General features: G+C 71.7%; 10 protein-coding genes. All 10 read right to left on the reverse strand.

Annotated elements, in window-relative coordinates; translation table 11 throughout:
* Positions 1-159: 159 nt before the first annotated feature.
* The gene (locus ABT095_RS12110; protein WP_502884861.1) at positions 160-819 is read right to left on the reverse strand and encodes an arsenate reductase/protein-tyrosine-phosphatase family protein; all 660 of its coding nucleotides are present in this window, start codon (positions 817-819) and stop codon (positions 160-162) included.
* A 20-nt stretch (positions 820-839) separates the two neighbouring features.
* Entirely contained in the window at positions 840-1,487 is a 648-nt protein-coding gene (locus ABT095_RS12115) for an L-threonylcarbamoyladenylate synthase (protein ID WP_350529247.1), read from the reverse strand.
* Between the two features lie 46 nt (positions 1,488-1,533).
* Positions 1,534-2,400, reverse strand: coding sequence for a peptide chain release factor N(5)-glutamine methyltransferase (gene prmC / locus ABT095_RS12120; RefSeq protein WP_350529248.1), 867 nt, complete (start codon positions 2,398-2,400; stop codon positions 1,534-1,536).
* Between the two features lie 24 nt (positions 2,401-2,424).
* Positions 2,425-3,501 (reverse strand): peptide chain release factor 1, encoded by a 1,077-nt coding sequence (prfA, locus tag ABT095_RS12125; protein WP_350529249.1) that lies wholly within the window; start codon positions 3,499-3,501, stop codon positions 2,425-2,427.
* Positions 3,502-3,625: 124 nt separating this feature from the next.
* Positions 3,626-3,850: a 50S ribosomal protein L31 gene (gene rpmE / locus ABT095_RS12130; RefSeq protein WP_350529250.1), complete on the reverse strand. Its 225-nt coding sequence runs from the start codon at positions 3,848-3,850 to the stop codon at positions 3,626-3,628.
* A 157-nt stretch (positions 3,851-4,007) separates the two neighbouring features.
* The gene (locus tag ABT095_RS12135; protein ID WP_350529251.1) at positions 4,008-5,138 is read right to left on the reverse strand and encodes an LCP family protein; all 1,131 of its coding nucleotides are present in this window, start codon (positions 5,136-5,138) and stop codon (positions 4,008-4,010) included.
* 190 nt (positions 5,139-5,328) lie between these two features.
* Complete coding sequence (rho, locus tag ABT095_RS12140; RefSeq protein WP_350529252.1) at positions 5,329-7,419, reverse strand: transcription termination factor Rho; 2,091 nt, start codon at positions 7,417-7,419, stop codon at positions 5,329-5,331.
* A gap of 544 nt (positions 7,420-7,963) precedes the next feature.
* Positions 7,964-8,881 carry a homoserine kinase gene (thrB, locus tag ABT095_RS12145; protein WP_350529253.1) on the reverse strand — a complete coding sequence of 306 codons (918 nt, stop codon included), beginning with the start codon at positions 8,879-8,881 and terminating at the stop codon, positions 7,964-7,966.
* Positions 8,882-9,239: 358 nt separating this feature from the next.
* Positions 9,240-10,328 carry a threonine synthase gene (gene thrC, locus ABT095_RS12150; RefSeq protein WP_350529254.1) on the reverse strand — a complete coding sequence of 363 codons (1,089 nt, stop codon included), beginning with the start codon at positions 10,326-10,328 and terminating at the stop codon, positions 9,240-9,242.
* A 9-nt stretch (positions 10,329-10,337) separates the two neighbouring features.
* The gene (locus tag ABT095_RS12155) at positions 10,338-11,630 is read right to left on the reverse strand and encodes a homoserine dehydrogenase (protein ID WP_350529255.1); all 1,293 of its coding nucleotides are present in this window, start codon (positions 11,628-11,630) and stop codon (positions 10,338-10,340) included.
* Between the last annotated feature and the right edge of the window lie 85 nt (positions 11,631-11,715).

An 11,715-nucleotide genomic window follows, 5' to 3' on the forward strand; every position in this document is an offset into this window, starting at 1 on the left:
GGCAGCGACGGGGCAGGATCCCCTCCAGCGTAGGTCCGTGCCCAGCCTCCGGCCCGTCAGCTGGGCCGAGAGGGCAGCCATCAGGGGCGCGGGGAACTGCGCGCCCGGCCACCCACCCCGCAGAGCCCTACCCGGGACAGCTTCCCGCTCCCCCGGTGGTCAGCGCCCCACCCCGGTCAGGGCCGTCACCACGGGGTCGAGCGCGTCGAATATCTCCTCGCCGCAGTTGCGGAACATCCCGATCGGCGCCCCGTACGGATCGTCCACCTCGTCCAGCTCCGGCGAGGAGGCGAGCAGCCACCCCCGCAGGGCGGCGGCGGCCCGGACCAGCGCCCGCGCCCGCTCGGTCACCTGCACACCGCCCCGGACGTCCGGCAGCGTCGAGGGATCGATCCGCCGCACCAGCCGGGTGAACTCCTTCAGCGTGAAGGTCCGCAGCCCCGCCGCGTGCCCCATCGAGATGACCTGCGCCCGGTGGTCCAGGGTGGCCGTGAGCACCAGATCGGCACCCACCACGTGCTCGTCGAGCAGCTCCCGCCCGACGAAGCCCCCGCTGTCCACGCCGTACTCGCCGAGCACGGTCGCGGCGTGCGCCTCCATCGGCGCGCCCTCATGGCCCCAGGTGCCGGCGCTCTCCACCAGGATCCGCCCGGCCGCGGCCGCGTCGAGGCGGCCCCGCAGCTCATGCCTGGTCAGCCGCTCGGCGATCGGCGAGCGGCAGACGTTGCCGGTGCAGACGAAGAGGATCCGGAAGGTGTCCACCGGCCGGGGCGAGACGGCGATGTACCCGGGTATGCCGGGGAGCGGGCCGGAGCCCACCCCGTGCAGCGAGGCCGCAGTCAACTGCCGGCCTCCAGGTCCGGGACGACCTCCCTCAGCTGCTCGACGCTGACCGCGCCGGCCCGCAGCAGGACCGGGACCTTGCCGGTGACGTCGACGATGGAGGAGGCCTGCGAGAAGTTGGCGACGCCCCCGTCCAGGTAGATCGAGACCGCCTCGCCCAGCTGCTCGAAGGCGTCGTCGCAGGTGGCCGGCGAAGGACCGCCGGTCTTGTTGGCGCTCGAGACGGCCAGCGGGCCGGTGGTGTTCAGCAGCTCCAGCGCGACCGGGTGCAGCGGCATCCGGACGGCGACGGTGCCCCTGGTCTCGCCCAGGTCCCAGCGCAGCGAGGGCTGGTGCTTGGCGACCAGGGTCAGCCCGCCGGGCCAGAAGGCGTCGACCAGCTCCCAGGCCTGCTCGGAGAAGTCGGTGACCAGCCCGTGCAGCGTGGTCGGCGAGCCGACCAGCACCGGCGAGGGCATGTTCCGGCCCCGGCCCTTGGCGGCCAGCAGCCCGGCCACCGCCTCCGCGTTGAAGGCGTCCGCGCCGATGCCGTACAGCGTGTCGGTGGGGATCACCACCTGCTCGCCCCGGCGGATCGCCGAGGCGGCCTCGCGCAGCCCGGTCGCGCGCTCTCCGGCGTCTGCACAGTCGTATCGGCGGCTCATCGGTACGGTCCCCTTCCGAGATGGCACATGAAGATCACAGCAGTGGTCACAACGACGCCTTGCGCGCAGTGGTGAACCTGGGCCGGTTGTTCAGGTCGCGGTGGTCGGCCGCGTCCGTCCAGCCGCCCTCCTCGTTGAAGATCCACGGCACCTGGCCGCCCTGGGTGTCGGCGTGCTCGATGACCACCGCGCCGCCGGGCCGCAGCAGCCGCGCCGCCACCCGCTCGATGCCGCGGATGGTGTCGAGCCCGTCCTCACCGGAGAACAGCGACATCTGCGGGTCGTGGTCCCGCGCCTCGGGCGCGACGTACTCCCACTCGGTGAGCGGGATGTACGGCGGGTTGGAGATCACCAGATCGAAGCGGCCGTCCCAGGAGCGGTCGTCCGCGAAGGCCCGGGTGGCGTCCCCCGCGTGCAGGGTGATCCGGGCCCGGTCCGAGCTGTTGGCGATGTTGCGCCGGGTGTAGCGCATCGCGCCCTCGTCCAGCTCGAAGGCGTGCACGGTGGAGCGGGGCAGCTCCTGGGCGAGCGCCAGCGCGATCGCGCCGGAGCCGGTGCACAGGTCGACGACGAGCGGCTCGGCCACGTCCATGTCCCGGACGGCGTCTATGGCCCACTCGACGACGGACTCGGTCTCCGGCCGGGGCACGAACACCCCGGGGCCGACCTCCAGCTCCAGGTACCGGAAGAACGCCCGCCCGGTGATGTGCTGAAGCGGCTCGCGCGCCTCACGGCGCGAGATCGCCTCCCAGTACCGGGCGTCGAAGTCGGCGTCCTTCACGGTGTGCAACTGGCTGCGCTTGACGTTGTGGATGTGTGCGGCGAGCTCCTCCGCGTCGAAGCGCGGCGACGGCACGCCGGCCGCGGCCAACCGCTGGGTGGCCTGGGCCACCTCGGCGAGCAGCAGGTTCATCCGACAATCCCCTTGTCGCTCGGGTCAGTTCTCCTGCGCCGCGGCCAGCTTGGCCGCGGCGTCGGCGTCCACACAGGACTGGATCAGCGCGTTCAGCTCGCCGTCCAGCACCTGGTCAAGGTTGTACGACTTGAAGCCCGTCCGGTGATCCGAGATCCGGTTCTCCGGGAAGTTGTACGTGCGGATCCGCTCCGAGCGGTCGACCGTACGGACCTGGCTGCGCCGGGCGTCCGACGCCTCCTGCTCGGCGGCCTCCTGCGCGGCGGCGAGCAGCCGCGAACGCAGGATACGCATGGCCTGCTCCTTGTTCTGCAGCTGGCTCTTCTCGTTCTGGCAGGACGCCACGATACCGGTCGGCAGGTGGGTGATCCGGACGGCCGAGTCGGTGGTGTTGACGGACTGCCCGCCGGGGCCGGAGGAGCGGTAGACGTCGATCCGCAGGTCATTGGCGAGGATCTCGACCTCGACCTCCTCCGCCTCGGGCGTGACCAGCACACCGGCGGCCGAGGTATGGATGCGGCCCTGCGACTCGGTGGCGGGCACGCGCTGCACACGGTGCACGCCGCCCTCGTACTTCAGACGCGCCCAGACGCCCTGGCCGGGCTCCGGGTTCCCCTTGGTCTTCACGGCCACCGAGACGTCCTTGTAGCCGCCGAGGTCCGACTCGTTGGCGTCGATGATCTCGGTCTTCCAGCCCACCCGCTCGGCGTAGCGCAGGTACATCCGCAGCAGGTCGCCGGCGAACAGCGCGGACTCCTCGCCGCCCTCGCCCGCCTTGACCTCGAGGATGACGTCCTTGTCGTCGTTGGGGTCACGCGGCACGAGCAGCAGGCGCAGCTCCTCGGTCAGCTCGTCCCGGCGGGCCTCGGAGGCCTTCACCTCGGCGATGAAGTCCGGGTCCTCCGCCGCGAGCTCCTTGGCCGTCTCGATGTCCTCGACGGCCTGCTTCCAGAGGCGGTAGGTGGCGGTGATCGGGGTCAGCTCGGCGTAGCGCTTGGCGAGCTTGCGCGCGTTGTTCTGGTCCGCGTGCACCGACGGGTCGGCCAGCCTCTCCTCGAGGGCGGCGTGCTCGACGAGGAGCTCTGCGACTGCCTCGAACATGACTGGGCCTACTTCCGGTGAGATCTCGACGGGGACGTGCGAAAAGGGCGGGACGCGAACGGCGCCGGCCCGGACGCCCCCGCAGCAGAGTGCGGGGACGCCAGAGACCGGCGCCGTACGGGCGTTAGGCCTGCTTGCCGCTGTGGGCCTTGCCGAAGCGGGCCTCGAAGCGGGCGACGCGGCCACCGGTGTCGAGGATCTTCTGCTTGCCGGTGTAGAACGGGTGGCACTGCGAGCAGACCTCGGCGCGGATGACGCCACTGGTCTCGGTCGAGCGGGTGGTGAACTCGGCGCCGCAGGTGCAGGTCACGTTGGTGACCACGTACTGGGGGTGAACGTCGGGCTTCAAGGGGATCTCCTAGTGATTCGGGAGGGCACCGGGTCGGCAGCCGGAGGCTGCACGTGAACCGGGACCGACGGACCAGTCTGCCAGGACTGGCCGCTTCTTCCCAAACCGGGTGGCGGCCCCAGGTATTCCTGGGGCCGCCGGTGGGTATCAGCGGGGGCTAGCGGGCGGCCTTGGCGCCGGGCGAGGGGACGGAGTCGGCCGGGTTGGCGGGCTGACTGCTGACGATCGCCTGCGGCACCGCCTGGTCGCTGCCCAGGGCCGCCCAGACCTGTGCGGCGTCCGGCTTCTTCTCCACCACGCGGTTCGGGTCGCTCGGCGCGGTGACCACCGGGAGGGTGACCATCGTCATGTCGTCCGGGCCGATCCCCTTGAGGGTGTTGGCCAGGCCCATCAGCGAGGTGACCGAGCCGATGTCGGAGTCCGTGGTCATGCTCTTGGTGAGCTTGTCGGCGACGGAGAAGAGCTTGGCCGGGTTGGAGACCAGCCCGATGCCCTTGACCTGCGCCATCATCGACTTGACCATTTGCTTCTGCAGCTCGATCCGGCCCAGGTCGCTGCCGTCGCCGACGCCGTGGCGGGTGCGGACGAAGGCGAGCGCCTGGTCGCCGCCCAGGTGGTGCTGCCCGGCGCTGAGGTCGAGTCCGCTGTCCTTGTCGTGGATGTTCACCGTGGTGGTGACGTCCACCCCGCCGATCGAGTCGATCAGCCCGGCGAAGCCGGCGAAGTCGATCTGGACGAAGTGGTCCATCCGCAGCCCGGTGAGCGCCTCGGTGGTCTTCACCGCGCAGGCCGGGCCGCCGACCTCGAAGGCGCTGTTGAACATCGCGCTACGGGCGGCGGGCACCGCGACGCCCTTGCTGTCGGTGCAGGCCGGCCGGGCCACCAGGGTGTCGCGGGGGATGCTCACCACGGTCGCGTGGTCGTGCGCCTGGTTGACGTGCACCACCATCGCGGTGTCCGAGCGGGCGGTGCCGCCGGTGTCGCCACCGGCCAGGCTGCCGTTGCTGCCGTCCCGGGAGTCGGAGCCGAGCACCAGCACGTTGAACGCGCCCCCGGTCGAGGCCGGCGGCCGGGCGGTGCCCAGCTGCGCGTTGATGTCGACGCTCTTGATGTTCCCGTTGAGCTTCCAGTACGCGTAGCCGCCGGCTCCGGCGCCGACCACCAGCAGACCGGCCAGGGTGAACGCGGCCGCGCGCAGCACCTTGCTGCGGCGGGTGCGCTCCTTCCGGTGGCCCCGGGCCCGGCGACCGGGCGGGGTCTCGTCGGGGCTGCTCAGGTTGTCGGTCATGTCCTCGTCGTCCCTAGCGGTCTGCGACGTGCCTCACGCCTGCTCGTAGTGGTCGGTATGACCGTCATTTCGAGGATAAGCGAACCAGATACCCATAAGTCCGGTTCTTAACACCGCCTTGTAACAGCATGAGACCCCGGGCCGCGTCATGCGGCCCGGGGTCTCACCGGAAACTGTTACCGACGACCTGTCAGTCGCCCGAACCCGGGGTGCTCTTCGCGATCTGCATCAGGAACTCGGCGTTGCTCTTGGTCTGCTTGAGCTTGTCGAGCAGGAGCTCCATCGCCTGCTGCGCGTCGAGCGCGTGCAGCACCCGGCGGAGCTTCCAGGTGATGGCCAACTCCTCGCTGCCGAGCAGGATCTCGTCCTTACGGGTCGAGGAGGCGTCCACGTCGACGGCCGGGAAGATGCGCTTGTCCGAGAGCTTGCGGTCCAGGCGCAGCTCCATGTTGCCGGTGCCCTTGAACTCCTCGAAGACGACCTCGTCGGCGCGGGAGCCGGTCTCCACCAGGGCGGTGGCGAGGATGGTCAGCGAGCCGCCGTTCTCGATGTTGCGCGCGGCGCCGAAGAACTTCTTCGGCGGGTAGAGCGCGGTCGAGTCGACACCACCGGACAGGATGCGGCCGGAGGCGGGCGCGGCCAGGTTGTAGGCGCGGCCCAGACGGGTGATCGAGTCGAGCAGGATCACCACGTCATGGCCCAGCTCCACCAGGCGCTTGGCGCGCTCGATGGCCAGCTCGGCGACGACGGTGTGGTCCTCGGCCGGGCGGTCGAAGGTCGAGGAGATGACCTCGCCCTTCACCGACCGCTGCATGTCGGTGACCTCTTCCGGACGCTCGTCGACCAGGACGACCATCAGGTGGCACTCGGGGTTGTTGTGGGTGATCGCGTTGGCGATCGCCTGCATGATCATCGTCTTGCCGGTCTTCGGCGGGGCGACGATCAGACCGCGCTGACCCTTACCGATCGGCGACACCAGGTCGATGATGCGGGTGGTCAGGATGCCCGGGTCCGTCTCCAGCCGCAGGCGCTCCTGCGGGTAGAGGGGGGTGAGCTTGCCGAACTCGGGACGGCCGCGGCCGCTCTCCGGGTCCATGCCGTTGACGGAGTCCAGTCTGACCATCGCGTTGAACTTCTCGCGACGCTCGCCGTCCTTCGGCTGGCGGACGGCGCCGGTGATGGCGTCACCCTTGCGCAGGCCGTTCTTGCGGACCTGGGCCAGCGAGACGTAGACGTCGTTGGAGCCGGGCAGGTAGCCCGAGGTCCGGACGAAGGCGTAGTTGTCGAGGATGTCCAGGATGCCCGCGACGGGAATCAGGACGTCGTCGTCGTTGACCTGCACCTCGGCGGGGCCGCCGTCGAAGCGCTCGCCCCGGGTGCCACGGCCCCGGCGGTCGCGGTAGCGGCCACGGCGGCCACGGCGGCCGTCGCCGTACTCGTCGTCCTCGAAGCCGCCCTGCTGCACCTGCTGCGCGGGCTGGCGGCTCTGCTGCTGGCCGGCGTCCTGCGCGGGGGCCTGCTGGCCGCCCTGCTGCTGACGGTCGGCGCGGTCACGGCGGTTGCGGCGGTCGCGACGCGACTCGCGCGCCTCGCCGTCCTGGCCACCGGCCTGCGGCTGGCCCTCGGCGGTGTCGACGCTCTGCTCGCGGCGGTCCCGGCGGTCACGGCGGTCGCGACGGGTCTCGGTGCGGGCGTCGCCCTCGAAGGTGCGGGTCGAGGCCTGCGCCTCGGCCTTGGCCGGGGCGGCCTCCGCCTTCGGCTCGGCCTTCGGCTCGGCGACCGCGGTGGCGGCGGCCTCGGCGGTCGGGCTGCCGCCCGCCGAGGTGGCGCGGCGGCGGGCGCGCCCGGCCTGGGCCGGGGCGGCCTCGGCCGCGGCCTGCACCGGGATCTCGATCTGCGCCTGCGGCTCGGCGGCCACGGCGGCGCGCGAGCGGCGGGCGGGCCGCTCGGTCTCGGCGGCCGGAGCAGCCTCGGCGGCGGCCGGGGCAGCGGCCTTGGCGGCCCGCTTGGCGGGGGCGGCCTTCGGCTCGGCGGCGGCGCCGGCGAGCAGCGGGTCCCCGCCGCTCTTCTCCTTGATGGCGTCGATCAGCTGGCTCTTGCGCAGCCGTCCGGTACCGCTGATACCGAGGGTCGAGGCGAGCTTCTGCAGCTCGGCCAGGACGAGGCCGTCCAGGCCCGCGGCAGCGGTGCGGCGGCGACGCGCCGGAGCCGCGGGAGCGGCGGCTGCGTCCGACGCTTCGGCGTCCGGGCGCGCGCCCATCAGATCGGTGGTGTCGCTCACTAAGGGTCCTTCCCTGGAGCGGACGTCGGCCCTGTCTGGCTCGGCGACCGGTTGTGCTGTCCTGACCAACGCTCGTCTGCGTCGGTCCGAGGCGGTGGCCCCCCGGATGGCGTAACCACTCGGAGGGAAGCTGCTGGGATGTGCGGTGCACTGCGAGGCACGTGCGAACCCGGGCCCCCGTCGCGTGTCGGTACGTGCTCCGACCGGGCGGGCCTCAGGTAGGAGGCCGAGGGTGGGAGTCAGGTGCCGTCACGGCTTCGGGATGCGGCCGCAATCGCGCAGGCAGGCTGCGTACGCGCTGTGGAGGGCTCCCGGAGAATCGTCGCCCCGTACTTCCGCATACCTCGCTGGGCGGGCTGGCCGCTCGGAGAGGATGCCGGGATCGGGACGCGCGGCACCGAGCCCCGGAGGGCATCTGGTGCAGCAATGAGGTTAACACTACCGACCCCCTGACACATTCCCCAGCCCTGTTCCTGTCAATCATCTGTTCCCCGGGTGCGCTGCCCGGCTGAGTTCCCCCCTGCCGAGCAGCTCACACCTGGTGTTACGCGTCGAGCGGAAGCACCGCCGCACCCGTGCGGTCCAGCGGCAGTCGGTGCGCGGCGAAGTTCGGCCCCGCGAAGTGGAGGAGCTTCTCGGCGTTCTCCTCGTCCGAGAGCGCCAGCACCGTCGGCCCCGCGCCGGAGATGACGGCGGGCACGCCCTCGGCGCGCAGGGCGGCCACCAGGGCCGCGCTGTCGGGCATCGCGGTGGCGCGGTAGTCCTGGTGCAGCCGGTCCTCGGTGGCCGGAAGCAGCAGGTCAGGGCGCTTGGTGAGCGCCTCGACCAGCAGCGCCGAGCGGCCCGCGTTGGCCGCGGCGTCGGCCAGCGGCACGGTCTTGGGCAGCAGGCCGCGGGCGGCCTCGGTCAGCACTTCGTCGGCCGGGATGAAGACCACCGGGACGACCCGCTCCGAGGGCTCCAGCGTGACGGCCCGGGCGGTGTCCTCCTCCGTCCAGGCGATGGTGAAACCGCCGCGCAGACACGCCGCGACGTTGTCAGGATGGCCCTCCAGCTCGTTGGCGAGGACCAGCAGCGCGTCGTCGTCGAGGGCGGAGGCGCCCCCGATGGTCACCGCGCGGGCGGCGACGATGCCGGCGCAGATCGCGGCCGAGGACGAGCCGAGGCCGCGCCCGTGCGGTATCCGGTTGGCACAGACCACTTCGAGGCCGCGCGGCTGCCCGCCGAGCCGGTCGAAGGCGGCTCGCATCGAGCGGACCAGCAGGTGGCGCTCGTCACGCGGGAGGCTGTCGGCGCCCTGACCTGCGATGTCCACCGAGAGTCCGGAGTCGGCGACGCGGACCACCACGTCGTCGTAGAGGCCGAGGGCGAGTCCGAAGGCGTCGAAGCCGGGCCCGAGGTTGGCACTGGTCGCGGGGACCCGGACCCGGACGGCGGCGGCACGGAACGCAGGACCAGCCATGTGGTGGGACTCTCCTGAGGAGTAGCGGTGCGGCCCGAACTGACGGACCCGCGGTGGTACGTGGGGGCGGGGTACGCGACGGCGCCCCGGCGGAGCGGGCTGACACGGCCATGGCGCGGCCCGCTGGGGGCCAGACTATCGAAGACAGGTTCAAGAGCGGTACACCCCGCCGCTCTTCGATCGGCCGTGTTGCCCTTTCTGGCCGGAAAGTGTGCGAAATCTTTGGCCACCCCCGTCTCACCGGGGCTTGTGCAATGCATTGACGTCAACCCGACGCTTCAAACCAGACGCGGCCGGCCAAACCCGCAGGGGCCGACCCGAAAGAGTCGGCCCCTGCGTTGACGTACTGTCAGACCGGTCAGCCGAGCAGCCCGAGGCGCTGCGCGGCGGCCTCGGCGTCGATCGGTACGATCTGCGGCTGCGGGGCGCCGGCCACCGCCCAGTCCGGGTCCTTGAGGCCGTTGCCGGTCACGGTGCAGACGATCCGCTGGCCCGGGTCGATCAGGCCCTGCTCGGCGGCCTGCAGCAGGCCGGCCACGCCGGCGGCCGAGGCGGGCTCCACGAAGACGCCCTCCTGTGCGGCCAACAGCCGGTAGGCGGACAGAATCTGACGGTCCGTCACCTTGTCGATGAGACCGCCCGATTCGTCCCGCGCGGCGAGCGCGAAGTCCCAGGAGGCCGGGTTGCCGATCCGGATCGCGGTGGCGATGGTCTGCGGCTTGAGCACCGGGGCGCCGTCCACGATCGGGGCGGACCCGCTCGCCTGGTAGCCGAACATCCGCGGGGTGCGGGTGGCCAGGCCGTCCGCCGCGTACTCGCGGTAGCCCTTCCAGTAGGCGGTGATGTTGCCCGCGTTGCCGACCGGGAGGACGTGGATGTCGGGAGCGTCGCCGAGCATGTCGACGATCTCGAAGGCAGCCGTCTTCTGCCCTTCGATACGCACCGGGTTGACCGAGTTGACCAGCGCGACGGGGTACTTCTCGGACAGCTCACGCGCCAGGGTGAGGCAGTCGTCGAAGTTCCCGTCCACCTGGAGGATCTTGGCGCCGTGCACCAGCGCCTGGCCCATCTTGCCGAGGGCGATCTTGCCCTGCGGCACCAGCACGGCCGAGACCATCCCGGCGCGCACCGCGTACGCGGCGGCCGAGGCGGAGGTGTTGCCGGTGGAGGCGCAGATGACGGCCTGGGCGCCGTCCTCCTTCGCCTTGGAGATGGCCATCGTCATGCCGCGGTCCTTGAAGGACCCGGTGGGGTTGGCGCCCTCGACCTTGAGGTAGACCTCGCAGCCGGTGCGCTCGGAGAGCACCTGCGCGGGCACCAGGGGCGTGCCGCCCTCCAGCAGGGTGACCACCGGGGTCGTCGCGCTGACCGGCAGGCGGTCGCGGTACTCCTCGATGAGGCCTCGCCACTGGTGGGTGTGAGCGGCTCTGTCGATCACGGCGTTCATGGCTGCTTCCTACTCCCCTTCAACCCGCATGATGCTGGCCACGCCCCGCACACTGTCCAGCGCGCGGAGCTTGTCCACGGTCGCCGACAGGGCGGCGTCGGTGGCGCGGTGGGTGACCACGACGAGCGAGGCGTCGCCGTCGCGGCCCTGCTGGCGCACGGTGTCGATCGAGACGCCGTGCTCGGCGAAGGTGGACGCCACCTGGGCGAGAACACCCGCGCGGTCGTCCACGTCCAGGCTGACGTGGTACCTGGTCACCACCTGGTCCATCGGCTTGGCTGGCAGCCGGGTGTAGTCCGAGGCGCCCGGGCCGGTGGTGCCGTTCACCTTGTTGCGGCAGACCGCGACCAGGTCGCCGAGCACCGCGGAGGCCGTCGGCGCGCCACCGGCGCCCGGGCCGTAGAACATCAGCCGGCCGGCCGCCTCGGCCTCGACGAACACCGCGTTGTACGCCTCGCGGACGGAGGCCAGCGGGTGGCTAAGCGGGATCATCGCCGGGTGCACCCGGGCGGTGACCGACTCGCCGTCCGCCGCGCGCTCGCAGATCGCGAGCAGCTTCACCACGCAGCCCATCTCCTTCGCCGAAGCGATGTCGGCGGCGGTGACCTCGGTCAGGCCCTCGCGGTAGACGTCCGCGGCGGTGACCTTGGTGTGGAAGGCGATGCCGGCCAGGATCGCGGCCTTGGCGGCGGCGTCGAAGCCCTCGACGTCGGCCGTCGGGTCGGCCTCGGCGTAGCCGAGCGCGGTGGCTTCCTCCAGCGCCTCGGAGTAACCCGCGCCGGTGGTGTCCATCTTGTCGAGGATGAAGTTGGTGGTGCCGTTGACGATGCCGAGCACCCGGTTGACCTTGTCGCCCGCGAGCGACTCGCGCAGCGGGCGGATCAGCGGGATCGCCCCGGCGACGGCGGCCTCGTAGTAGAGGTCCACCCCGGCCTCGGCGGCCGCCTCGTGCAGCTCGGCGCCGTCCTTGGCGAGCAGCGCCTTGTTGGCGCTGACCACCGAGGCACCGTGCTTGAAGGCGGTGAGGATGAGCTGTTTGGACGGCTCGATGCCGCCCACCACCTCGATCACCACATCGATGTCCTCGCGGCTGACCAGGGCCTGCGCATCGGTGGTGATCAGGTGCTCGGGCACGCCGGGGCGGGCCCGGCCGGCCCGCCGGACGGCGATCCCGGCCAGCTCGACCGGCGCCCCGACCCGGGCGGCGAGGTCGGCGGCGTCCGTCGTCATGATGCGCGCGACCTCGGAGCCCACCACACCACAGCCCAGCAACGCCACCTTCAGCGGGCGCGTACGCATCATCCGACTCCGCTCTGCAATCTTCGGTTTCCGGTGGGGCTCTTCAAGGGGCCCCACAGAGATTCGGTCCGTCCCAGTCTCCGGGAGT

This window comes from Kitasatospora sp. NPDC002227 (assembly GCF_040296285.1).
In the GTDB taxonomy this organism is placed as follows: Bacteria; Actinomycetota; Actinomycetes; order Streptomycetales; family Streptomycetaceae; genus Kitasatospora.